The following is a 23,741-nucleotide window of genomic DNA, read 5'->3' as shown; positions in this document are numbered from 1 at the left end:
CGCTCGACGGGCGCGCCCGGACCGCGGCGGTCCGGCACGGCTCGCCGGCGTGGCCGCACCGGCGCCGGCGAGCACGTGGGCGGGCTCGTCGCGGGCGGCTGCGGCGGGGCCGGCACCGCTGGGTGCGGCCGGCCGACGCTCGGGGCGCGCGGCTCGTGGAGGACCTGGCCGCACAGGTCGCGCCGGACGCCGTACCGTCTCTGCCGCGCACGCCGCGGGCGGGGTGTGCCGGGCCGGCCATCGCCCGCGGCCGGATCTGCTGCGACCCTCTCGCCGGACGGCTCGGCACCGCGGTGACCGACGCGCTGACGCAGCACGGGGTGCTGCGCCAGGACACCGGGTGCGCGCTGGGCGCGGGGCCGACGTGGTTCACGTCGGCCGGGATCGGCCTCGACCGTCGCGTCGGCGGCCCCCGGCCCGCGCCTGCCTCGACCGGACCGAACGCCGCCTGCATCCCGTCGGCGTCGCGGGCGCGGCACGTGTTCATGAAGCAGGTGGACCGAGGGCGGTGACGCCGATCGGCTACCGGCCGGAGACCGGGCCGGGGACGCGGAGCTACCGGCGGACGTGCGGCCGGAGCGGTCGCAGGCCCCGGCCACGCGCGACCGGCCGGGCCCGGCCCGCCCGCCCCGGCAGGGGGCCGGGGTTGTCGCTCGGCAGGACGGCCTAGAAGACCACCAGCGCCCGGCCGCCCTTGCCCGCGAGCATGTTCTCGAAGGCCCCCGGGATGCCCTCCAGAGCGATGCGCTCGGTGACCAGGGCACCGAGGTCGAGGCGGCCTGCGCGGATGTGTTCGGCGAGCACCGGGAGGTCCTGCGCCGGGTTGGAGTTGCCGTAGACGCAGCCGGAGAGAGTGCGGCCCCAGTGGAAGAGCTCCAGGGCGTTGAAGGTGACCTGCTGGTCCTTGCCGCCGATGCCGACGACCGTGGTGCGTCCGCCGCGCCGGGTGGACTCCCAGGCGGTGCGGATGGTGACCGCGCGGCCCACGCACTCCACGGCGACGTCGACGCCCTGTTTGCCGGTGAGGGCGCGGATGTCGCGGGCGGTGGTGTCGGAGGCGACGACGTAGTCGGTGGCGCCCGCGATGCGCGCGAGATCCTCCTTCTCGGGGGAGACGTCCACCGCGACGATCGTGGAGGCGCCCGCGATGCGCGCCGACTGGAGGGCGGCCAGGCCCACTCCCCCGACGCCGAACACGGCCACGGTCTCGCCGGGGCGGACCTTGGCGGAGTGGTGGACGGCGCCGTAGCCGGTGAGGACGGCGCAGCCGAGCAGGGCGGCGTCGGTGAGCGGCACGCCGTCCGGCGCGGGCAGTACGCAGGACTCCTGGACGACGGTCTCCTCGGCGAACGCGGCGACGTTCAGGCCGGGGTGGAGGTCCGTGCCGTCGCCGGTGCGGCGGGCGTGGACCTCCGCGGCGCCGGCCAGGGCGTTGGCGCACAGCCAGACCTCGCCGAGGGCGCATGCGTGGCAGTTCCCGCAGGCGGGAGCCCAGTTGAGGACGACTCCGTCGCCCGGCGCCAGATGCCGCACGCCCTCGCCGACGGCGACGACGGTGCCCGCGCCCTCGTGACCGAGGACGGCCGGGACGGGCAGTCTCATGGTGCCGTTGGTCAGGGACAGGTCGGAGTGGCAGACACCGGCGGCGGCGAGCCGGACGCGGACCTGGCCGGGTCCGGGGTCGGGCAGGTCGATCTCGGCGATCTCCAGCGGGGAGCCGACGGCGGGCAGGACGGCGGCGCGAACAGCCATGGCGGGCAACTCTCCTGAGGGAGGGGGAAGGAGACGGTACGGGAAGGGTGCCGGGGTCAGAACTGGAGCGACTTGGTCTGGAGGTACTCCGCCAGCCCGTGCACGCCCAGTTCGCGGCCGACGCCGGACTGCTTGTAGCCGCCGAACGGCGCCGCGGGGTTGAAGCGTGCGCCGTTGATGTCGACCTGGCCGGTCTCCATGCGGCGCGCGAAGGCCACCGCCTCCGCCTCGTCGCCCGCCCACACGGCGCCGGCGAGGCCGTAGACCGTGCCGTTGGCGATCTCCAGCGCATCGTCCTCGTCCTCGTAGCGCAGGATCGACAGGACCGGGCCGAAGATCTCCTCCTGGGCGATGGTCATGCCGGGGGTGACGTCGGCGAAGACGGTCGGGCTGACGAAGTAACCCCGGTCGCGGTCGCAGGGCGCTTCGGGGCCGCCGGTGACCAGGCGGGCCCCCTCGGCGACGCCCTTCTCGATGTAGCCGCGCACCCGCTCCCGCTGCGCGGCGTTGACGACGGGGCCGATGCGGTCGCCGTACTTGGCGGCCGCGGCGGCGGCCAGCTCCACGGCCTCCTCGTACCGCTCGGAGTGCACCAGCATGCGGGTCCAGGCGCTGCACGTCTGGCCGGAGTTGGACATGACGTTGGCGACACCCACGTTGACGGCCTTCGCGAGGTCGGCGCCGGGCAGGATGACGTTGGCGGACTTGCCGCCGAGTTCCAGGGCGACCTTCTTCACGGCGGCGCCCGCGGTGGCGGCGATACGGCGGCCGACGGCGGTGGAACCGGTGAAGGAGACGAGGTCGACGCCGGGGTGCTCGGCGAGGGCCTGCCCGGCGACCGGACCGAGGCCGGTCACCAGGTTGAACACGCCGGCCGGGACCCCGGCCTCGTGCACCGCCTCGGCGAACAGCTGGGCGGTCAGCGGGGTGTCCTCGGCGGGCTTGAGGACGATCGTGCAGCCCGCGGCGAGTGCCGGGGCGACCTTGGCGACGATCTGGTGCAGCGGGTAGTTCCACGGCGTGATCGCGCCGACCACGCCGATCGGCTCGTGGAAGACGGTGGAGTTGCCGACCTTCTCCTCGAACGCGTACGACGCGGCGAGCGTCGCGTACGTGCCCGCCACCGCGATGGGGACGCCCGCGTGGACGGCCTCCGAGAACTTCAGCGGCGAGCCGAGTTCCGCCGTGACCGTCTCGGCGATCTCGTCCCTGCGGGCGACCAGTACGTCGCGCAGGGCGGCGATGCGGGCGGCCCGCTCGGCCGGCGGGGTGGCCGCCCACCCGGCGAGGGCGGCGCGCGCGGCCCGTACGGCGGTGTCGACGTCGGTGGCGTCACCGGCCGGGACCTGGCCGATGACCTGCTCGTCGGCGGGGTTGACGACCTCGATCACGTCCCGGCCGGCAGCCGGGCGCCAGGCGCCGTCGATGTACATGCCGTCGTGTGCCTTCATGGCGTTCCCTCCGGGGGGGCCTCGTCGTCCGGACCCCAAACTAGCGCCGTTAGTTTTCTGGCACCAGGGGCGGTCCGCATGGTGCCGCTCACCCCGCCCGGAGCGCGTCGCCCGCGGTGTCCCGCACCCGGCTGCTCCCCCAGGTCGGGGAGCCGGTCCGGGGTGTTCTCGATGCGCAGCGGGAAGCCGATGTCGTCGCGGCCGGTCATGCCGGGGTAGAGGGCGAAGTTCCGAAAGCACCATCGCCATGTCGCGGTCGGCGGGCGGCAGTGCGTTGGAAGTTCGCCGTCGAGGAAGAGCCGGCCCGCGTCGATCTCCTCCGGGCCGGCGATCATCCGGAGCACGGTGGACTTGCCGCAGCCGGACGGGCCGAGCAGTACGAGGAACTCGCGGGGCGAGATGGCGAGGGACAGAGGGTCGACCACGCGGACACCGCGGGGGGTGTAGGTCTTGCTGACGTTGTGCAGGGAGATGGCGCGTGTCATGGCAGGTGTCCCCGTCGGGCGTGGGCGCTGGTGCTCCGCGTTCGGACGCCCCGCACGGGTCGCACGGACCGCGTGGACCGTGGCGGACCTCGTGGAACGTGCGGACCGCGTGACCGTGCGGGGCCGTGCGGACCGTGCGGGGCTGCGCGGACCGCGTGACGTGCCGTCCGTGCGGGGCCGTGCGGACCGCGTGACCGTGCGGACCGTGCGGGGCTGGGTCACGGAACTCGACGGACGGTGCGCACCTGAGGGAAGAGACAGGGCGGGATCGGTCACTTCTGCTCAGCGGGTGAGGAAACGGACGCCCGGATTCAGCCAGATGGCCGGTGCTTGCCGGGGTCACGGACCCGGGTGAGGTGGGCGAAGACGACCACGTTGCCCAGGTAGCCCCGGCGCCGGTCGTAGCGGCCGCCGCAGGTGATCAGCCGCAGCTCGGGACGGCTCCGGTTGCCGTACACCTCCTTGTCGGGGAAGGCGTCCTTCTCGTACCTCCTGACGGCGTCGACCGTGTAGACGGCGGTGCGGTCGTCGGCGCGGCGGACCTCGACACGGCGGCCGGGTTTCATTTCGCTGAGGCCGGCGAAGACGGCGGGGCCCTTCTCGGTGTCGAGGTGGCCCACGGCCACGGCGGTGCCGTTCTCGCCGGGCGTGGGTCCGTCCGCGTACCAGCCCACCAGGTTGGGGTGGCCGTCGGGCGGGGCCGTCATCCGGTGCCGCGCGTCGAGTTCGAGGCGCATGACCGGGGCGTCGATGCCGAGGTAGGGGACCCGCAGACGGGTGGCGCGGGACGGCGGCACCGGCCGGGGCGCGGCCCGTGGCTTCGGCGTGGCGCGGGGGGCGGCCCGGGTGCCCGCTTCACGGGAGCCGGGCCGGGTGCTCCGTCCCGCACCGGGCGAGGCCCCGCTTCCGGCGCCGGGCGGCGGGGCCGGGGCCGCCGTCCGGGCGGGGGCCCGCTCGGCGGCGTGGGACGCGCCGTCCGAGCGGGCCTCCGCGGGACCCGAAGCGGCGGCGACCGCTCCGGGCTCGTCGTCCTCGGCCCACTGGACCACGCCCACCACCAGGCAGAGGGTCAGGGCGACCGTCCGCGTCAGGCGGTAGGCGCGCGTCCGGCGGGAGGGCCGGCCCCTGCGCTCAGGAGGCCGGACCATGGGCGCGGCGACGGAACCGGAGCCAGGCGACCGCGACGACCGCGGCCAGGCCGACGCCCGCCGCACCGGCGACCGGGGTGAAGGCGGCGTCGCGGGCCAGACCGCCGCCGCCCGCCGGGGGACCGCCGTTGGGCGGGACGGTCGGGTCGTCGGGGCAGTCGACCGTGAACGCCTTCCCCTGGACGGGGCCCACGCCGCCCACGACGCTCCAGGTCAGTCTGTACCGGCCGTCGGGCAGCGAGACCGACGGGGTCGCGCCGGTGCCGGTCTGCAGGGTCAGCGTGCCGGTGCGGACCGGCACGCCGGGCAGGACGGGCTGGGACCTGATGGTCCAGGCGATCTGCCGGACGGTGTCGAAGTTGAAGGCGGCGAGATAGAACTTGCAGACCCTGGACTCGTCCGCCGGGTCGGCGGGATCGGCCCCGACCACGTGAATCTTGACGTCTCCGTTGTCGCCGGGGGCGGCGACGGCCGTGGGGGTCACTGCGAGCGTGGATGCCGCGGCGGCGAGCACCGCGAATGCGGCGACGCGCCGCGGACGGACCGAGGTGGCCATGTAATCTTCCTCCGAGTCAGGTGATTTTCATACAAATCACTCTTTGCCTGACTCTGTGTCACGTTCCGTCGGAACGCGCGGCGACAGGGCCGTACGAGCCGTCAGGTGTCGCTCTTTCGGCTCAGGATGCGGCCCGACCGGCGTGTCCGTACGACGTTTCCCGCTCGGTCTGCCGGGGAGCGCAGGGCGACGCCGGCGGAGAGCAGCAGCAGCGCGCCGAGCATCACGAACGGTGCCCCCACGCCCGCGGCACCGGCCACCAGGCCCGCGGCGGCGGGCGCGGCCACCTGGCCGAGCCGGTTCCCGGTCAGCCGCAGGGCCAGGGCCGTGGAGCGGGCGTTGCCGGGGGCGGCCCGCACGACCGTCGTCATGGACAGCGGCTGCCCCACGCCGAGGCAGAATCCCAGCGCCGCGAGCATCACGGCGAGCGCCCACACCGGCACCGGCAGCGCGACCCCGGCGCACAGCACGGCGGCCGGCACACACGTCACGGTGAGCAGCATGGTGCGCCCGAGCAGCCGCAGCAGCGGGGTGAGCACCAGGCGGCAGGCGATGGTGACCGCCGCGCGCAGACCGAGCAGCACGCCGATGACGGACGGGTCGATGCCCCGGTGCTCGCCGATCACCGGAAGATAGGCGGTGAGGACGTCGGTCGCGGACAGCACCGCGAGGCTGACCAGGATGCCCGCGGGCACGCCCCGCGCCCGCAGGATGCCCCGCACGGGCACGCGTTCCCCGCGCGGCGAACGGGACGTGGCGGCCGTGCGGTGCTCGACGCGCCACAGGGACGTGCAGGCGACCGCGGCTCCCGTGCCCGCCGCGAGGAGCGCGACGGCGCTGCTGCGGGCCAGGTCGGGGCCGCCGATCAGGGCGCCCGCGGCGACCGGTCCGACGAGCTGGCCGAGGGAGGCGCCGATGACGAAGCACAGGTGCCCGAGGCCCATCACCCCGCTCCCCAGCGCCATCGCCCACAGGGAGCCCGCGGCACCGCTCAGCGCGCAGCCGCCCGCGATGAGGACGACACCGGCAGGCAGCAGGGGCGCGCAGCGGCCGTGATCGGTGCGGCGGCCCAGCGGTACGGCGGCGAACAGGGGCAGCAGCGCGTACGCGCCCGCGATGACGCCGACGGCCCGTTCGTCGGCGCCCAGCGCGAGGGCCCGGTACGAGACGGCCGGGCGGGCCATCGACACCGCGCCCTGCGCGAAGCAGAAGGCGACGACGAGGCGGAGCAGCCAGCCGCGGTTCCCGCCGGGAGTCACGACGGCGGCCCCGGGTGCCATGGCGACGTCACCTCCCCGCGGGTCAGACGGTGCCGAACAGGATGCCCGCGGTCAGCACCACGAGGCAGGTGAGGGCGGCCCACTTCACGACGAACCGGGTGTGGTCGCCGAACTCGACCCTGGCCATGCCGACCAGGACGTACACGGCCGGGACGAGCGGGCTGGACATGTGCAGCGGCTGGCCCACGATCGAGGCGCGGGCGATCTCCACCGGGGTCACGCCGTGTGCGGCGCCCGCCTCGGCGAGGACGGGCAGGACACCGAAGTAGAAGCCGTCGTTGGACATGAAGTAGGTGAGCGGCAGGCTCAGCAGGCCGGTGACGAGGGCCATGTGCGGGCCCATGCCGGCGGGGATGACGTCGACGAGCCAGCGGGCCATGTGGTCGACCATGCCGGTGCCTTGCAGGACGCCGGTGAAGACGGCGGCGGCGAAGACCATCCCGGAGACGTTGAGGACGTTGTCGGCGTGGGCGGCCAGCCGGGCCCTCTGGTCGGGGATGTGCGGGAAGTTGACGGTGAGCGCGAGCGCGGCGCCGAGCAGGAACAGCACCGGAATCGGCAGCAGCTCCATGATCATGGCGGTCAGCAGGACGACCGTGAGCAGCGCGTTGAACCAGTACAGGCCGGGCCGCAGGGTGGGCCGGTCCGCGTCGAGGCCCTGAAGACCGGCGCCGTCCTCGTCCGCCTCCACGAGCGCGCCCGATCCGCCGGCCGGGCCCGCGGCCGCACCGGAACCGCCCGCCCGCGCACGGGACTTGCCGGCACCGGCACCCACCAGCACCGTCTCGCCCTCCGTCGCCGTCGACTCCTCCGGCTCCCGGGCGGACACGTCGCCCGGCGTCAGCGCGCCGAGCCGCCTGCGCTCGCGCAGACCGAGGACGTACGACAGGCCGATGACGGCGAGCAGGCCGACGGCGAGGGCCGGGATCATCGGGACGAAGATGTCGCTCGCGTCGAGCTTCAGGGCGGTGGCGGCGCGTGCGGTGGGGCCGCCCCAGGGCAGCGTGTTCATCACACCGTTGGCCATGGCGGCGACGCCGGTCATCACGACCAGGCTCATCTTCAGGCGCTTGTACAGCGGGTACATCGCCGAGACCGTGATCATGAAGGTGGTCGAGCCGTCGCCGTCCAGGGAGACGATCGCGGCGAGCAGCGCGGTGCCGACGACGATCCGCATCGGGTCGGCCCTGCAGAACCGCAGAATCGCCCGCACGACCGGGTCGAACAGTCCGACGTCGATCATCACGCCGAAGTAGACGATCGCGAACATGAGCATCGCCGCGGTGGGGGCGAGGTCGCTCACGCCGTCGAGGACGTAGTCGCCGAGGTGGGCGCCCTCGCCGACGACCACGCAGAACAGCGCGGGGATCAGCACGAGCGCCGCGATCGGCGACATCTTCTTCATCATGATCAGGACCAGGAAGGTCGCGATCATGGCGAAGCCGAGGATGGTCAGCATGGAGGGACACCTAACGTTCGCCCTTGAACATCTCACCGGGGTCGGCGGTGCGAGCGACGTTAGGTCCCGTCGAGCGGCGTCAACAAGACGTCGCGCGGCGAGCAATATGCGCAAAACTCCAGGTCACGGCTTTGCTCAGGTCACGGGGCCGGCCTGCCCGGCCGTCGGCACGAGGTCGACGGGCGCGAGATCCACGGGCGTGAGGTCGACGGGTACGCCGTTGAGGACCGCGTTGCCGGACAGCGGGTCGAGCAGGCTGCCGTCCAGGAGCTGGTTGACGTTGACGCCGGGGTCGGTCGCGGCGTGACGCTGGCGTGTGCCGGGCCGGTCGTGTCCCCAGCCGTGCGGCAGGCTGACGACACCGGGACGGACCACGTCCGTGATCTCGGCGGGCGCCGTCACCGCCCCCCCGGCACCCTTGACCCGCACCGGGGCGCCGTCGGTCACGCCGAGGCGGGCGGCGTCGTCGGGGTGGATGTGGAGCGTGCAGCGGTTGGTGCCGCCGGTCAGGGCGGGCACGTTGTGCATCCAGCTGTTGTTGGAACGCAGATGGCGGCGGCCGACGAGGACGAGCCCCTCGGCGCGTTCGGTCATGGCCCGGCGCAGGCGCGGCAGGTCGGCGGCGATCGGGCCGGGCAGCAGCTCGATCTTGCCGCTGCGGGTCTTGAGCGGCTGCGGCAGCCGGGGCGCGAGCGGCCCGAGGTCGATGCCGTGCGGGTGCGCGAGCAGCCTGTCCAGGGTCAGCCCGTCGGGCCGGGCGCCGAACCCGTCGCCGTACGGACCGAGGCGCAGCATCATGTCCAGGCGCCGCTCCGGGCCGTTCTCGCCGCTGAGCCGTGCGGCGAGTTCGCGCGGGTCCCGGCCGTGCACCGGGGAGTGCGCCTCGCCCGCCGCCCTGCCGAGGGTCTGCTCGATCACCGTGGCGTCGACGGCTGCCGGGTCGGCGCCGTGCATCCCGGTCACCGCGAGGATCAGGCGGGCGAGGATCTCCGTCTCGGCCATGCGGCCGGGTTCGAGGGGGACGGCGGCACGGGTGTAGCGGACCTGGTTGCGCACGGCGAGCCCGTTGAACGCGAAGTCGTGGTGCGGGCTCTGGCCGGGCGGGGGCGGCGGCAGTACGACATCGGCGTGGCGCGAGGTCTCGTTGAGGTACGGGTCGACGCTGACCATGAAGTCCAGGGAACCGAGGGCCCGGTCGAGGCGGTCGCCGTCGGGTGCGGACAGCACCGGGTTGGCGGCGACGCTGATCACGGCCCGCACCGGCTCGCCCTCGCCGCCCGCGGTGTCGATCTCCTCGGCGAGCGCGGACAGCGGCACCTCGCCCTTGGCCTCCGGGTGCCCGCCGGCCCGGGAGCGCCAGCGCCCGAGCGCGAACCCGCGACCGGGTCCGGCGGGGCGCGGCGTCCGGTCCGTGGCGGCCTGCGGGAAGAGGGCGCCGCCGGGCCGGTCGAGGTTGCCGGTGAGCACGTTGAGGACGTCCACGAGCCAGCTGGCGAGGGTGCCGTGCGGGACGGTGCAGCTGCCGATGCGGGCGTACACGGCGGCGGCGGGCGCGGCGGCGAGCTCCCGCGCGAGGGCGCGGATCGTACCCGCGTCGACGTCACAGGCCCCGGCGACGGCCTCGGGCGTGAAGTCGGCGAGAGCGTCCGGGAGTTCGTCCAGCCCTTCGACGTGCGGGGCCAGGTCGCCGAGGTCGGTGAGCTCCTCCTCGAACAGGACGTGCGCCATCGCCGCGAGCAGCAGCGCGTCGCCTCCAGGCCGGATGGCGACGTGCCGGTCGGCGAGCTTCGCGGTGCGGGTACGGCGCGGGTCGATCACGGTGAGCGTGCCGCCGCGCGCCTTGAGGGCCTTGAGCCTGCCGGGGAAGTCGGGGGCGGTGCACAGACTGCCGTTGGATTCCAGCGGGTTGGCGCCGATGAGGAGCAGGTGGCGGGTGCGGTCCAGGTCGGGTACGGGGATCAGGTTGGCGTCGCCGTAGAGCAGCCCGCAGGACACGTGCTTGGGCATCTGGTCCACCGTGGAGGCGCTGAAGACGCTGCGCGTGCCGAGGCCGCCGATGAGGAGGGGCGGGTAGAGGCCGCCGGCCATGGTGTGCACATTGGGGTTGCCGAGGACGACGCCCACGGCGTGGGGGCCGTACCGCTCCACGACGGGGCGGACACCGGCGGCGACCGCGTCGAAGGCCTCCTCCCAGCTTGCCTCGCGCAGTTCGCCGTCGCGCCGGACCAGTGGGCCGCGCAGCCGGTCGGGGTCGCCGTCGACGGCACCGAAGGCGGCGCCCTTGGGGCAGATGAACCCCTTGCTGAACACGTCGTCGCGGTCGCCGCGGGCGGCGGTGACCCGGCTGCCCTCGACGGTGAGGGTCAGCCCGCAGGTGGCCTCGCACAGGGGGCAGATGCGCAGAGCGGTGCGGGACACGGGTCCTCCCGGAGGGTGGCGGCGGCGATGAACGCCCGGCACACGCGAGCATACCGACCGGTAGGCATGCTGGGGAGTCCCTTGCGGGCGGGCGTCCCCCGCCGACCCGCATCTGCCGGCTCGGTCCGGCACCGGCCCGGGTACGGCGCCGGCTCAGTCCAGCACCCGTGCCAGATACGCCCGCAGAATCTCCCGCGTCTCCCCGATGACCCCCGGGTCACCCCCGGGAGCCATCCGGAAGGCGAGGTGGACCAGTGTGTCTGCGGTCTCCACGGCGACGAGGAAGGTGCGTCGCAGCTCCTCGTCCGGTTCGCGGCCCACCCGGCCGGCGAGTAACTCGGTGAGGCGGTCGGCGACCAGGGTGTTGGGCTCGCCGTCGCGTGTCCCGATGGGGATCTGGTTGCCGAAGTCGACCAGGGAGAAGCCGGGCGCGGTGCGCTTCATCTCCAGGTACTCGTCCAGGACGGTGTCCATGACCGCGCGCCAGCCCTCGCCGGACTGCCGCAGGCGCTGGGTGACCCGGTCGGTGTAGCGCTCCAGGTTGCGCTGGGCGAGCGCGCCGACCATCTCCCGCTTGTTGCCGAAGAACCGGTAGACGGAGCCGATGGGCACGCGGGCGCGCTGCGCGACGTACCGGGTGCTCAGGGCGTCGTAGCCGACCTCGTCGAGCAGGTCGGCGCAGGCGTCGAGGATCCGGGTCAGCCGTTCGGCACTGCGCCGTTGAACGGGTGCACGTCGTAGCGATGTGGAGTGGGACACGAGGCTCATCATGCCGTTGTGCGGCCCTCGGGTGAACCTCACCCCCGGGGTCCGGCGCCCGCCTCGCGGCCGGTCGGCGCGGGCCCGGTCCCGGACACGGTGATGTCGGCCGTGCTCTCCACGGGCTTGCCGTCGACCGCCCAGACGGTGCCGTCGTCGGCGTAGAGCCGGGCGGTGATGTGGTGGGTGCCGCGCGGCACGGCGGGGAGCCGGTGCTCGGGGCGGTGCAGCCGGGTGACGAGCCGGTCGTCCACGTAGAGCTGCGCGAGGCCACGGCCCGGCGAGGCGCGCTGCCGGGTGCCGGGCGGCGAGAGGCTGAAGCCGCGCAGGCTCAGCCGTATGTCCCAGCCTCCGTCGTCCTCGGGCTGGACCTCGATGCCGATGCGGGGCGCGTGCTCCCCGCCGACCTCGCGGAGGCGCCGGCCCTGCTCGTCGGTCTCGTCGAGGAGCCTGCCGGCCGCTGCCGGCGACTCCCCGTTTCCCGTCTCTCGCGCACCACTGGTGCCGCAACTCACCGGTCCGGCCGCCAGCGTGACACAGACCGCGAGCGCGGCGGGGATGCCCCGCGTCCACGACATGACGGCGAGCGTAGAACGCGGGTGCGAGTGGGCGAATCCCCCTGAAGTCTGGTTCTTGCCGTTCCCCTTGAGAACCGGGCGGGTTCCTGTCGAGGACCCGGCGGGGAACGTGTGGGAGGAGGCACTTCCCCCCGGATACCCGCGGTCCTCTTGCGGAAAGGGAAAGCGTAATCCTACGGTGATACATAGGAATCGCGGGCGGGCGCGTGAAGGCAAGGGAGCGATCATGAGCGGGGACGCACGGAAGACGGCCGAAGGACTGGCCCACCTGTCGGGCTTCGGCAACGAGCACAGTTCCGAGGCCGTGCCGGGCGCGCTGCCCGAGGGCCGCAACTCGCCGCAGCGAGCCCCGCTCGGGCTGTACGCGGAGCAGCTCAGCGGCTCGGCGTTCACCGAGCCGAGGGCGCACAACCGGCGTTCGTGGCTGTACCGCATCCGCCCGTCGGCCGCGCATCCGGCATTCACCCGTACGGGCAACGGCGCGCTGCGCTCCGCCCCCTTCACCCAGACGGTGCCCGACCCGAACCGGCTGCGCTGGAACCCGCTGCCCGAACCGCCCGCCGGGACGGACTTCGTGGCCGGCCTGTGGACCCTCGGCGGCAACGGCGACGTCACCCAGCGCACCGGCATGGCCGTGCACCTGTACTACGCCGACACCTCGATGGAGCGGGTCTTCGGCGACGCCGACGGCGAGCTGCTGATCGTGCCGGAGAGCGGCGGTCTGCTGCTGCGCACGGAGTTCGGCCTGCTGCGCGCCGAGCCCGGCGAGGTGGCGCTGATCCCGCGCGGCATCCGCTTCCGCGTGGAACTCCTCGACGACACCGCCCGCGGCTACGTCTGCGAGAACTACGGCGCCCCCTTCCGTCTCCCCGACCTCGGCCCGATCGGCGCCAACGGCCTCGCCAACCCGCGGGACTTCCGCGCCCCGGTCGCCGCGTACGAGGACGTGGAGGGCCCGGTGGAGGTCGTCAACAAGTTCTGCGGCAACCTCTGGTCGGCCACCTACGACCACTCCCCGCTCGACGTGGTCGCCTGGCACGGCAACCACCTGCCGTACGTCTACGACCTGCGCCGCTTCAACGTCATCGGCACGATCTCCTACGACCACCCCGACCCGTCGATCTTCACGGTGCTGACCTCGCCGTCGGACACGCCGGGCCTGGCGGGCGTGGACTTCGTGGTGTTCGCGCCGCGCTGGCTGGTCGGCGAGAACACGTTCCGGCCGCCGTACTTCCACCGGAACGTGATGAGCGAGTACATGGGTTTGATCGAGGGCGCGTACGACGCGAAGGCGGAAGGCTTCGTGCCCGGCGGAGGCTCGCTGCACAACATGATGTCGGCGCACGGCCCGGACCGGGAGACCTTCGACCGGGCGAGCGCGGCCGAACTGACCCCGCAGAAAGTGAACGACGGCCTCGCGTTCATGTTCGAGACCCGCTGGCCGGTGACGCTGACGCCGCAGGCTGCCCGCGCGGACCACCTGCAACAGGGGTACGACGACGTCTGGCAGGGCCTCCAGCGGCACTTCGGCCCCTTGCACTGAGCATGGCCGACCGGTACGGATGGCCCGTGACCCCCTTCGCCCCGGACTCGATCGTCCTGAACCGCAAACTGCCGCTCTGGTACCAGGTGTCGCAGTCGCTGCGCGCCTCGATACTCGGCCGCTCGCCCCAGGACCCGCTGCGCCTGCCCACCGAGGAGCAGTTGGCCGGGCACTACGGCGTGAGCGTGCTGACCATGCGGCAGGCGCTGAAGGAGCTGGAGGAGGAAGGCCTCATCACACGGCACCGCCGACGCGGCACCTTCATCGAGCCGCACGCCCGCCGGGGCGCCCCGGTCCGGCTGCTCGGCTCGGTGGACGCGATCGTGGCACAGCAGTCCGGCATGACGACCGAACTGCTGGAGTACGGCAGGGCCCCGGTCCCGCCCGGACTCGCCGAGCACTTCCCGGATCTCGACGAGGTCGGCACGTATCACCGGCTGCGCAGCGACGAGAAGACCGGCGAGCCCACCAACCACGCCCGCAACTACGTGCGTCCGGCGCTGGCCGGCCGCATCGACGTGGACGACCTGGTCCGCTGGCCGATGACGAAGGTGCTGCGGGACGTGGTCGGCGCGGACATCAGCCGCATCACGGACACCGTGGCGGCCCGGCTCGCCGACCCGGAGACGGCCCGGCTCCTCCAGGTGCCGCTGCTGAGCCCGATCCTGCACTACACGGGCGTGACGTACGACGCGGACGGGCGCGTGCTGGACGTGGCGGTGATCCACTACCGCGGTGACTGCTTCTCCTTCTCGGTGACGCTGGACGCCAACTGACCTCGGCGCGGGACGGTCGTCGTACCATGCCGGGCGTGACGCACGACGACGCTCCGCCGCTGGCGGACCTCATGCCGTGGTCCGTCGCACCGCCGCGCATCGGCCGGGGGTGGCCGACGGCCCCCGACGCGGCGTCCCTCACGGCCCGCTGGAACGCGCTGGTCGAGGCCGGTGCGGCCGACCGTGCGGCCCTGCTGGAGCCGACGCGTTCCCGCACCCTGCACACAGCGGTGGGTCAGCTCCCGGGCGGCACCGGTGGCACGGAGCGGCTGGCGCGCGCCTCGGGCCCCTGCCCGGACCCCGTACGCGTGCTGTGCGCGCCGTTCGACGAGCAGTGGCTGATCCCCGACCACCGGCTGATCGACGCGGCGCGGCCCGAGCTGTGGCGGGTGACGGACGGGCACCAGGTCTTCGCGGTGGAGACGGCTGCGAGCCCCGGAACGCCCGGACCGGCCCTGCTGGCGACGTCCCTGCTGCCGTTGATGCGGCCGGGCCGCGTGCGCCCGCTGTACCGGCGGCCGGGCGGCGCCGAACCGAACCTGGCGCCCGGCCTGCTGGAGCACCTGACGCGGCGGCTGGGCCACTGCCCCGCCCCGCTGGACGTGCTGGCGTGGACGCTGGCCGTGATGCGGCCCGGCGGCGCGGTGCCGCTGAGCGGTGACCCGGACGTGTGGGCGCGGGGCGTGGAGCTGGGCCGCCGCATGCTGTGGCTGATGCGCCGGGACGGCGAGCGGCCCAAGCTGCCGGGCGGCCGGCGCCCCTACGTGCGCGCCCCGCTCCCGGCCCGGCCCGTGACGCTGGAGTACGACCGGGACGCGGAGACGCTGCACCTGGACGAGGGCCGTATCTCCCCGGTGCCGTCTCAGGCCTGGGACTTCGAGGTGAACGGCGTCCGGGTGCTGGAGCAGTGGTTCGCGGCCCGCGCTGCGGCGGCCGAACCCGGCACGCTGTCGGCGATCCGCCCGGCCGCGTGGCCGCAGACCTGGACCTCGGAACTCCTCGAGCTGATCACGGTTCTGGCCCTGCTCACGGACCTGCGTCCGGCGCAGTCGGAACTGAGCCTCGCCGCGCCGGTCACGGCGTCCGAACTGCGTGGGGCGGGTGTCCTCCCGCCTCCGGAACGGGCTCGCGGCCCGGCCTCGGTGCTCGACGCGCACGAGGAGGGCCCGGAGGGTCAGCTCGCGCTGCTTTGAGGCGAACTGCCATGGAGGGGGAGGCGAAGCCGTCGAGCGGCCGACGCGTCGTACGTCCTCGTCGCTCGGCCCGTTGGGCGGTGGGTGGGGTGGTGACAGCCGCACGCGGTGGCCGGTGGGTGGCGGAGCGACGGGCGTGCGGCTGCGGGTGTCGAACGCGGCGTCACTGCCGGGCGAGGAGACGGCAGTGACGAAGGGGGCCGGTGCCCGCGCTCGGGACGCACCTGTGGCGCTGCCACGCGCCGTGGGGATGACGGACGACGCGGGCACAGCGCCGAGCCGGGGACGGTGCGGCCGACGAGCGCGGGTCTACCTGCTGCCGAAGAGCGTGCGGCTCAGTCGGCGCAGCGGAGCGAAGAGCGAGACGCGCCTGACGCGGGCGTCCCTGCCGCTGCGACTGTGCGTGGTGTCACGCGCGGTCAGTTCACGCATCAACGAGGTCGCCTCGACGGTCTCCCGCTGCGGGACGGCGGGACCGCCCAGCACCGCGAGATGACGGTCCAGGCGCGAGCTGGTCGCGCTGCTCCCACAGGTGATCGCAGGAACCCTCGCCCTGCTGTGCACTGTTATCTGTTCCATGTCACTCCCCACCCGTACGAGTCCACCCGGCCCGGGCAGAGTAACCCTATCGCTCTCCTGCGGCACTCGTGTATCGCGCCCACAGGATTCACTTTCCCCGCAAGGGGGTTGATCACTACTCTCCGGATCCGACCGATTCCAGGGAGAGTTGGACAGCCCGCTGGCCGGTCGGTTGCGCGGAGCCCACGCCCGGCTCGATCGTCACGGCGAGTGAGGCCGCGCACCGGCCGAGGCGTGACGCCTGTGCGGTGCGTGCCGCCGTCAGGGGCGCCGGCCGGGCCGGCACACGTGCGGATGAAGTACAGGGGGAGGGTGTGAGGAGCGGCGTTCCCGGAGGGCGGCGGGCGCACGAGGCAGGACACGGCGCTCGTGACACCGTACGGCGCGGCGGGACGTCCGAGAACGCGATCGGCGTGGAGGTGCGGTCACCGGCGCGGGTCGCGCCGGACCCGGGGCGTTCTCGGGTGACGTGCGTGACGGAGACCCCGGGGAACGGGGTCTCCGCCTCGGTCACGCCCTCTGGCTGAGAGTCAGGCCGCGTTGGTCAGGACGGGCAGGTAGCCGCCCGACTGGCCGGAGGCGGTCGGGTGGTACGACTCGCCGATGTTGGTCCAGTTGACGCTGTGCAGCCAGGCGCTGCCGGAGCAGAGCTCGTGGCCGGTGAAGGTGCCCCGGACGTCACCGAAGGTGAAGCCGTGGTTGCGGGCGACGTTGCCGATCGTGTCGTTCATGTAGTCGGCGGCGTCGTTGATGGCCGCCCGCTTCGTCTCGGACAGACCGAGGCAGCTCGCGCCGAGCTTGTAGAAGCGGGGGTAGCCCAGCACGACGACGCGCGCCGAGGGGGCGCGGCCGCGGATCGCGTTGTAGACGTTGTCGAGCCGGCCCGGCAGCGTCGACTGGACGAAGGAGCGGGCGGTGTTGATGCGGGACAGGCAGCCGCTGTCGCTCGAGGTCACACAGGTCGTCATCACGTCGGCGAATCCGGCGTCGTTGCCGCCGATGGCGATCGAGACGAGGCTGGTGGAGGCGTTGACCGGGCCGAGCTGGTTGTTCAGCACGTCGGAGGTGACGGCGCCCGAGCAGGCCATGAAGGAGAAGGAGGAGGGGGCGTGGGAAGCCGCCCAGAGGTAGGGGGCGGCATTCGTGCTGCGCTTGCAGCTGCCGCTCTCACTGGTGTAGCTGCCGGCGCCGACGCCGGAGGCATAGGAGTCGCCGAGGGCCACGTACGGGCCCGTCGCGGCCGACGCCGTGCTCGCCCCGGTGAGGACGGAGACGGCGGCGAGGGCGAGCGAACTCAACATGACGGCAATACGGGAACGTCTCATGGAATCTCCCTATAGCAGCTTCATTGCTACAACTGTGGGACCAGCTACGCGCGTTGACTGGTGGTGTCCATGCCAAGTCATACCCGTCAGTACACCGTTCACGCATCCCCCCTACTTCAACCTTCCCGGCCGAATTTTGTTACGTGCCCACGACAAATTTGTTGACGGGCGTTCAAACCTCTTGTTTCTGGGCGCGATCCCGATTCACTCTTGGCTCCGGCCCGAGAGCGGAACCCGACGCTCAGGGCCGTGCGTGCGATTCCGTTCGCACACCCCCACAGCCGCGTGCCCCACCCAGGCACCCGACGCCACACAGGAGGACTTCCTCTCATGGCTCAGCTGCGTAGCAAGAGACTGCGGTTCGCCGCCACCACCACCCTGGCGACCGCCGCCCTCGTCGGCGGACTCACCGCGCTCCCCGCCCAGGCCGCCCCGGCCGAGGGCAAGGTACTGGCGGCGAACTCCCCCACCGCGGTCAAGGGCAGCTACATCGTCACGCTGAAGGAGGCGGCCGGTTTCCAGGCCTCCTCGACCACGGGCAAGAACCTCATCAAGGAGTACGGCGGCACGGTCAAGAAGACGTTCGGCGCCGCGCTGAACGGCTACGCCGCCACCCTCTCCGCCGACGAGGCCGCGCGTCTGGCCGCCGACCCGGCGGTGGCCTCCGTCGAGCAGGACCAGCGCGTGCACGTCGACGCCACCCAGACCAACGCCCCCTGGGGTCTGGACCGCATCGACCAGACCTCGCTGCCGCTGAGCGGCACCTACACCTACCCGGACTCCGCCGGGCAGGGTGTGACCGCGTACATCATCGACACCGGCGTGCGCATCACCCACACCGACATCAGCGGCCGGGCGTTCAACGGCTACGACGCCGTCGACGGCGACAGCGTCGCCCAGGACGGCAACGGCCACGGCACCCACGTGGCCACCACGGTCGCCGGCACCACGTACGGCGTCGCCAAGAAGGCGCGGATCGTGGCCGTCCGGGTACTGGACAACAGCGGCTCCGGCACCACCGCGGGCGTCGTGGCGGGCATCGACTGGGTGACCCGGAACCACTCCGGACCGTCGGTCGCCAACATGTCGCTCGGCGGCGGCGTCTCCACCACCCTGGACAACGCGGTCCGCAACTCCATCGCCAGCGGCGTGACCTACGCCATCGCCGCGGGCAACAACAGCGGCCTCGCCTCCTCGACGTCCCCGGCCCGCGTCACCGAGGCCATCACGGTCGGCGCCACCACCAGCACCGACGCCAAGGCCAGCTACTCCAACTACGGCTCCGGGCTCGACCTGTTCGCCCCCGGCTCCTCCATCACGGCCGGCTGGAACACCAGCGACACCGCCACGAACACCATCTCCGGCACGTCGATGGCCACGCCGCACGTCGCGGGCGCGGCCGCCGTCTACCTGGCGGGCCACTCCTCCGCCACGCCGGCCCAGGTCGCCTCGGCGCTGGTCAACGGCGCCACCACCGGCAAGGTCACCAGCGCGGGCAGCGGCTCCCCGAACCGCCTGCTGAAGATCGTGCCGTAAGTCCGGCCACGCTCCCCCCGCTCCACCGGTCCCCGGAGGCGTTTCCCGCGCCTTCGGGGACTCCCGGCGCCCGGCGTGCGGCGCGCCGCGCACACCGGGGAAACGGGGTGCACACGCCGCCCGTGTGCCGGATCATGGGCGGCATGTCTGCGAACCCACACGACGCTCTGCCGATCCGGCTCAACGTCGACGACTCCGACTCCCCGTCCGACGTCGTCGACGCGCTGTTCCTCGGCCGCTTCGCGACGGGCGAGCAGCCGTACTCGCACGCGGCGAACATCGAGCGCGTCCGCTCCGGCGCGACCCTGCTGCCGCCCGGTGCCCGCGTACTGCGCGCCGCCCGCGACGACGACCGCAGCGCGACCCTCGCGGAGGGCGACGGCTGGACCGTGCTGGTCTCCCGCTGGAACCGCGGCGCCGACGTCACGGTGACGGCGACCTCCGCCGAACTGGCCGAGAAGGTCCTCGGCCAGGCCACCGACGGCGCGGCCGACGAGCCCGAACCGCAGCCGGAGAACGTGACGATGGGCTTCTGGTACGTCTCGCCCAGGCGCGGCCCGCACCGTACGACCCGGCAGATTTCCGCGGGCACCTGGGACGAGGTCAGGGAGAACTACACGGCGCCGGTCGCGGACGCGATGGACCGCCTGATGAAGACGACCCCCGAGGACATCGCCGGACGGCTGCTCCTGCTGCACGGCCCGCCCGGCACCGGCAAGACGTCCGCGCTGCGCACACTCGCCCGGTCCTGGCGGGACTGGTGCCAGGTGGACTGCGTACTGGACCCGGAGCGGCTGTTCTCCGACGTCGGCTATCTGATGGACATCGCGATCGGCGAGGAGGACAGCTCGGGCAAGGGCCGCTGGCGGCTGCTGCTCCTGGAGGACTGCGACGAGCTGATCCGCGGCGAGGCCAAGCACACGGCGGGCCAGGCGCTGTCCCGGCTGCTGAACCTGACGGACGGCCTGCTCGGCCAGGGGCGCAACGTCCTGGTCGGCGTCACCACCAACGAGGACCTCGAACGCCTGCACCCCGCCGTCGTCCGCCCCGGCCGGTGCCTGGCCCGCATCGAGGTGGGCCCGCTGACCCGCCGGGAGGCGGTGAACTGGCTGGGCACCGAGGAGGGCGTCGGCCGCGAGGGCGCCACCCTGGCAGAGCTGTACGCGCTGCGCCGGGGCACCTCGCCCACGTCCCTGCCGGAACAGCGCGAGGACGCGGACGCCGGGCTGTACCTGTAGCAGCAGGGTCTTGTGACGACAGAGTGCTTTGATGGACGTATGACCCTGTTCGTCGGGACATCGGGGTGGCAGTACAAGGACTGGCGGGGCGTGCTCTACCCGGACGGCTGCCCCACGCGGCTGTGGCTGGAGGAGTACGCGGCGCGGTTCGCCACCGTGGAGGTCAACAACGCGTTCTACCGGCTGCCGTCCCGGGAGACCTTCGAGGCCTGGCGGGAGCGGACCCCGGCGGGCTTCGTCGTCGCGGTGAAGGCCAGCCGGTACCTCACCCACATCAAGCGGCTGCGGGACCCCGAGGAGCCGGTGGAACGGCTGATGAGCCGCGCCGCGGGCCTCGGCGACCGCCTCGGACCGGTCCTGCTGCAGCTGCCTCCGACGCTGCGCTGCGACCCAGCGCTGCTGGACGCCTGCCTGGCCTGCTTCCCGGCGCCGACGCGGGTCGCGGTCGAGCCGCGCCACCCGTCGTGGTGGACCGACGAGGTCCGTGCCGTCCTGACCGCCCGGGGCGCCGCGCTGTGCTGGGCGGACGTCCGGGCCCGCCCGGTGACACCGCTGTGGCGCACCGCCGACTGGGGCTACGTCCGCTTCCACGAGGGCCGCGCCGAGGCGTGGCCGCGCTACGGCGGGCAGTCGCTGCGGACGTGGGCCGGGCGGATCTCCGGGACGTGGCCCGCCGGGGCGGACGTGTACGCCTACTTCAACAACGACCCGAACGGGGCGGCGGTGCGTGACGCGACGACGTTCGCGGACGCGGCGGACGCGGCGGGGCTCACCCCCACGCGCACACCCTGACCGGCAGGCCCGCGCACACCAGGTGTCCGGCCGACCCCGCCGACGACCCCCGGCCGGCCGCTATCCCCCGTAGGCCGCCCGCAGGGCCTCCCGTACGGCCGCGAGCGCGTCGGCCCCGGTGTGCCCGAGCCGGCGGGCCCGCTCGACGTAGGCCTGGGCCGCCGACGCCAGTTCGCGCTCGGCGGCCGGGCCGGCGGCGGCCACGAACGTGCCGTTGCGCCCCCGCGTCTCGATCACGCCGTCCGCCTCCAGCGCCCGGTACGCCTTGGCGACCGTGTTCGCGGCGAGCCCCAGCTCCTCGGCCAGCCCGCGCACCGTCGGCAGCCGGTGGCCCACGGGCAGCGCGCCCGACCGGGCCTGTGCGGAGATCTGCACGCGCACCTGCTCGTACGGCGGAGCGGCACTGTCATCGATGTCGATCTTCAAGGTCACCGCCCGATTGTCCCGCACCCGCGGAAAATGAGAGGCAGCGGGCGGCGTCCCTGCGTAGCGTGCGCCTTCATGACCGTGATCGTGCGCCACCTCCGTCCCCACGTCAGAGCGGACGCGGAGGGTTTCTCCCGGGTCCGTCTGATGGCGGTTCCCTTCATGCTGTCCACTCCCGAGTCCGTGCTGCACAACCTGACCCGCTCCCACCCCGACGCCCGTTTCACGCAGCTCGTCGCCGAGGAGGACGGCGAGATCGTCGGCACCGCCCAGGTGAGCCTCGCCCACGAGAGCCCGGAGCCCGGGCAGGGGTCCGCCAACGTCTACGTCCGCCCGGACCGGACGGGGCGCGGCGCCGGATCACTGCTGGCCCGCACCGCCGAGGAACTGCTGGCCTCCCTCGGCGTGACGAAGGTCTTCTCATGGGTCCCCGACGAGCCGGGCAACCGCGCGTTCGCCGAGCGGCGCGGCTACACGGCGAGCCGCTCGGCCCACTTCCTGCGGCTGGACCTCGCGGGCGGCACGCTGCCGCCGTCGCTGGACCCGCCGCCCGGCGTCGAGTTGCGCACGGGCGCCGACTTCGCGGACGACCCGCGCCCGCTGTTCGAGCTGGACGCGGAGACCACGTCGGACGAACCCAGCGACATCGAGGTCTCGTTCACCGACTACGAGGCCTGGCTGGCGGACACCTGGCGGCATCCCCTTCTCGATCTCGGCCTGACCACGGTCGCCGTGGTCGACGGCCGCCCCGCCGCCTTCACCGCGGTCTACACCGACGGCGCCGCCCGCTACAGCACCGCCATGACCGGAACCGCCCGCGCCCACCGCGGCCGGGGGCTGGCGAAACTCGCCAAGAGCGACTCCCTGCACCGGGCCCGCGCCGCCGGATACCGGGAGGCGTTCACGGGCAACGACGCGGGGAACGGCCCGATGCTCGCGATCAACGAGTGGTTCGGGTACGAGGTGGGCGGGACGGAGGTCCGGTATGTCCGCGAACTCCGCTGACGGTACGGGGCAGGCGGACGGGGTGCTCGACGTGGTCCTGGTCAAGGGCGGCCGTACGAAGATCCGTTACCCGGCCGAGCTGCTCTCCGACGACGGCACGCGTATCACCGTCCGTGCCCCGTGGGCGGGCGACACTGTCCGCGACTTCGGCTTCGTCCGCTTCGAGGCCGGCGACGTCTTCACGGAGTACTTCTGGCGGGACCGCTGGTACGCCGTGAAGGAGGTCCGGGACGCCGGGGGCCACCTCAAGGGCTGGTACTGCGACGTCACCCGCCCCGTCGTCGTGGGGGGCGGCGAGGTGGTCGTCGAGGATCTCGACCTGGACCTGTGGCGCTCGGCGGACGGCAGCGACGTGCGGCGGCTGGACGAGGACGAGTTCGCCGCGAGCGGGCTCGCCGAACGGGACCCGGAGGCCGCCGCGCGTGCCGTGGCCGCCCTGGACGAGCTGGAGGAACTCGCCCGCGCGGACGGCGGCTTCGGGACGCTGACGGCCTGAGGACCTCAGCGCCCGACAGAACCCATGGGACCGGGGACCTGACGGGACCGGGGACCCGCGGGGACCGGGGGCCTGCCACGACGGGGGACCTGACGGAACCGGGCCGGGGGGCCGAGGGCCCGAGGACTCCGGCAAGCAACCCACGGGTCCGATGGCCCGACAGGATCGAAGGCTCGACGAGCCCGAAGGCCGACAGGCCCGAAGGCCTGACGAGTCCGAAGGCCCGACGGGGTCCGGGGCCTTCAGCGGGGGCGGGCCGCTCATCCGGTCGTCGCCACGATCGCGTACCGCTCGTCGGTGACCGCCTTCCCCCACAGCAGCGCGTCGTCGGACAGCGGCTCCACGCGCACGTGGCCGGTGAGGGGCGCGAGCAGGGCGGCCAGCCGGTCGGCGGGTATGCCGGCCGGGTCGGCCGTCCCCCACACGCCCTCCACCAGCACCAGCCGTCCTCCGGGGCGCAGCAGCGACCACCAGTGCCGCAGCACGCGGCCGGGGTGGGGCAGCGTCCACAGCACGTGCCGTACGAGCACGGTGTCGTAGCGGAGATCACCGACCGGGGGTTTCGACGCGTCACCGACGAGGAACACCGCGTCACGCCCGGCGAGTTTCTCGCGGGCCAGGGCCACCATGGCCGGGGCCAGGTCGACGCCCGTCACGCGGTGTCCCTGCCCGGCGGCGAGGAGCGAGAGGCTGCCGGTGCCGCAGCCCAGGTCGAGGACGTCGCCCTTCCGCCGGGGCAGCCAGGAGCGCAGCCGGGCGTCCCAGGCGAGGCGAATGCGGGGGTCGCGCAGGCCATGATCGGGCTCGTCGTCGAAGGTGGCGGTCGCTGCTTCCCAGTCCGTCGGGGTTTGCGGAGGGTTGTTCATGGTCATGCACCCCACAGTGACACCCGTCACTGACAAGCCGATCCGTGACAGCCGCCACTGACAGACCCGCGCCGATGAGT

23 protein-coding genes and 1 pseudogene are annotated in these 23,741 nt (G+C 73.4%); 9 read left to right on the top strand and 15 right to left on the bottom strand.

Features of this window, described 5'->3' with window-relative positions; all coding sequences use genetic code 11:
* The first annotated feature begins 155 nt into the window (after positions 1-155).
* The gene (locus tag ABZ354_RS08760) at positions 156-512 is read left to right on the top strand and encodes a hypothetical protein (protein ID WP_358654447.1); all 357 of its coding nucleotides are present in this window, start codon (positions 156-158) and stop codon (positions 510-512) included.
* Positions 513-666: 154 nt separating this feature from the next.
* Here the strand turns inward: ABZ354_RS08760 and ABZ354_RS08755 are convergent, their stop codons facing one another.
* From ABZ354_RS08755 to ABZ354_RS08710, 10 genes are all read right to left on the bottom strand, one after another.
* Entirely contained in the window at positions 667-1,752 is a 1,086-nt protein-coding gene (locus tag ABZ354_RS08755; protein ID WP_358654445.1) for a Zn-dependent alcohol dehydrogenase, read from the bottom strand.
* Between the two features lie 56 nt (positions 1,753-1,808).
* Positions 1,809-3,203, bottom strand: coding sequence for an aldehyde dehydrogenase family protein (locus tag ABZ354_RS08750; RefSeq protein WP_358654443.1), 1,395 nt, complete (start codon positions 3,201-3,203; stop codon positions 1,809-1,811).
* The gene (locus ABZ354_RS08745) at positions 3,200-3,688 is read right to left on the bottom strand and encodes an ATP-binding cassette domain-containing protein (RefSeq protein ID WP_358654441.1); all 489 of its coding nucleotides are present in this window, start codon (positions 3,686-3,688) and stop codon (positions 3,200-3,202) included. Before ABZ354_RS08745 ends, ABZ354_RS08750 begins: the two co-directional genes overlap by 4 nt.
* 311 nt (positions 3,689-3,999) lie before the next feature.
* Complete coding sequence (locus ABZ354_RS08740) at positions 4,000-4,836, bottom strand: class F sortase (RefSeq protein ID WP_358654439.1); 837 nt, start codon at positions 4,834-4,836, stop codon at positions 4,000-4,002.
* Entirely contained in the window at positions 4,820-5,392 is a 573-nt protein-coding gene (locus ABZ354_RS08735; RefSeq protein ID WP_358654437.1) for a hypothetical protein, read from the bottom strand. Before ABZ354_RS08735 ends, ABZ354_RS08740 begins: the two co-directional genes overlap by 17 nt.
* Before the next feature lie 101 nt (positions 5,393-5,493).
* Positions 5,494-6,651, bottom strand: coding sequence for an MFS transporter (locus tag ABZ354_RS08730; RefSeq protein WP_358654967.1), 1,158 nt, complete (start codon positions 6,649-6,651; stop codon positions 5,494-5,496).
* A gap of 43 nt (positions 6,652-6,694) precedes the next feature.
* Entirely contained in the window at positions 6,695-8,131 is a 1,437-nt protein-coding gene (locus tag ABZ354_RS08725) for a citrate:proton symporter (RefSeq protein ID WP_358654435.1), read from the bottom strand.
* Between the two features lie 135 nt (positions 8,132-8,266).
* Positions 8,267-10,549, bottom strand: a complete 2,283-nt coding sequence (locus ABZ354_RS08720) for a molybdopterin oxidoreductase family protein (RefSeq protein ID WP_358654433.1) — start codon at positions 10,547-10,549, stop codon at positions 8,267-8,269.
* A 153-nt stretch (positions 10,550-10,702) separates the two neighbouring features.
* Entirely contained in the window at positions 10,703-11,317 is a 615-nt protein-coding gene (locus ABZ354_RS08715; protein WP_358654965.1) for a TetR/AcrR family transcriptional regulator, read from the bottom strand.
* Between the two features lie 29 nt (positions 11,318-11,346).
* Positions 11,347-11,886 carry a hypothetical protein gene (locus ABZ354_RS08710; protein WP_358654431.1) on the bottom strand — a complete coding sequence of 180 codons (540 nt, stop codon included), beginning with the start codon at positions 11,884-11,886 and terminating at the stop codon, positions 11,347-11,349.
* Positions 11,887-12,112: 226 nt separating this feature from the next.
* Here ABZ354_RS08710 and hmgA point away from each other — a divergent pair, with 226 nt between their 5' ends.
* Genes hmgA through ABZ354_RS08695 form a run of 3 tightly spaced genes read left to right on the top strand, consistent with a single transcriptional unit; the run spans position 12,113 to position 15,398 of the window.
* Positions 12,113-13,429 carry a homogentisate 1,2-dioxygenase gene (hmgA, locus tag ABZ354_RS08705; protein ID WP_358654429.1) on the top strand — a complete coding sequence of 439 codons (1,317 nt, stop codon included), beginning with the start codon at positions 12,113-12,115 and terminating at the stop codon, positions 13,427-13,429.
* A gap of 26 nt (positions 13,430-13,455) precedes the next feature.
* A complete protein-coding gene (locus ABZ354_RS08700; RefSeq protein WP_358654427.1) occupies positions 13,456-14,205 on the top strand; it encodes a GntR family transcriptional regulator in 750 nt (249 codons plus the stop codon).
* A gap of 26 nt (positions 14,206-14,231) precedes the next feature.
* Positions 14,232-15,398, top strand: coding sequence for a type ISP restriction/modification enzyme (locus ABZ354_RS08695; RefSeq protein ID WP_358654425.1), 1,167 nt, complete (start codon positions 14,232-14,234; stop codon positions 15,396-15,398).
* Positions 15,399-15,707: 309 nt separating this feature from the next.
* Here ABZ354_RS08695 and ABZ354_RS08690 read toward each other — a convergent pair whose 3' ends face one another.
* From ABZ354_RS08690 to ABZ354_RS08680, 3 genes and pseudogenes are all read right to left on the bottom strand, one after another.
* On the bottom strand, positions 15,708-15,977 hold the full coding sequence (locus tag ABZ354_RS08690) for a hypothetical protein (protein ID WP_358654423.1): 270 nt from the start codon (positions 15,975-15,977) through the stop codon (positions 15,708-15,710).
* Between the two features lie 115 nt (positions 15,978-16,092).
* Positions 16,093-16,209: pseudogene (locus ABZ354_RS08685) on the bottom strand (anti-sigma factor); the annotation flags it as partial.
* Between the two features lie 298 nt (positions 16,210-16,507).
* On the bottom strand, positions 16,508-17,302 hold the full coding sequence (locus ABZ354_RS08680) for an SGNH/GDSL hydrolase family protein (protein ID WP_358654421.1): 795 nt from the start codon (positions 17,300-17,302) through the stop codon (positions 16,508-16,510).
* Between the two features lie 330 nt (positions 17,303-17,632).
* On the opposite strand from ABZ354_RS08680, the gene ABZ354_RS08675 reads away from it, so the two are divergent.
* From ABZ354_RS08675 to ABZ354_RS08665, 3 genes are all read left to right on the top strand, one after another.
* Positions 17,633-18,838 (top strand): S8 family peptidase, encoded by a 1,206-nt coding sequence (locus ABZ354_RS08675; RefSeq protein ID WP_358654419.1) that lies wholly within the window; start codon positions 17,633-17,635, stop codon positions 18,836-18,838.
* A gap of 143 nt (positions 18,839-18,981) precedes the next feature.
* Entirely contained in the window at positions 18,982-20,076 is a 1,095-nt protein-coding gene (locus ABZ354_RS08670) for a DUF5925 domain-containing protein (protein WP_358654417.1), read from the top strand.
* Between the two features lie 39 nt (positions 20,077-20,115).
* Entirely contained in the window at positions 20,116-20,868 is a 753-nt protein-coding gene (locus tag ABZ354_RS08665) for a DUF72 domain-containing protein (RefSeq protein WP_358654415.1), read from the top strand.
* A gap of 60 nt (positions 20,869-20,928) precedes the next feature.
* Here ABZ354_RS08665 and ABZ354_RS08660 read toward each other — a convergent pair whose 3' ends face one another.
* Complete coding sequence (locus ABZ354_RS08660; RefSeq protein ID WP_358654413.1) at positions 20,929-21,300, bottom strand: GntR family transcriptional regulator; 372 nt, start codon at positions 21,298-21,300, stop codon at positions 20,929-20,931.
* A gap of 69 nt (positions 21,301-21,369) precedes the next feature.
* On the opposite strand from ABZ354_RS08660, the gene ABZ354_RS08655 reads away from it, so the two are divergent.
* Complete coding sequence (locus tag ABZ354_RS08655; RefSeq protein WP_358654411.1) at positions 21,370-22,299, top strand: GNAT family N-acetyltransferase; 930 nt, start codon at positions 21,370-21,372, stop codon at positions 22,297-22,299.
* Positions 22,280-22,795, top strand: coding sequence for a DUF402 domain-containing protein (locus tag ABZ354_RS08650; RefSeq protein ID WP_358654409.1), 516 nt, complete (start codon positions 22,280-22,282; stop codon positions 22,793-22,795). Before ABZ354_RS08655 ends, ABZ354_RS08650 begins: the two co-directional genes overlap by 20 nt.
* 260 nt (positions 22,796-23,055) lie before the next feature.
* On the opposite strand, the gene ABZ354_RS08645 is transcribed toward ABZ354_RS08650, so the two are convergent.
* Positions 23,056-23,667: a class I SAM-dependent methyltransferase gene (locus ABZ354_RS08645; RefSeq protein ID WP_358654407.1), complete on the bottom strand. Its 612-nt coding sequence runs from the start codon at positions 23,665-23,667 to the stop codon at positions 23,056-23,058.
* Positions 23,668-23,741: the final 74 nt, after the last annotated feature.

Source organism: Streptomyces sp. NPDC005925 (assembly GCF_040638805.1).
Classification (GTDB): Bacteria; Actinomycetota; Actinomycetes; order Streptomycetales; family Streptomycetaceae; genus Streptomyces.
Note: the sequence above shows the minus strand (reverse complement) of the source record. Positions and strands in the feature narration are given on the sequence as shown.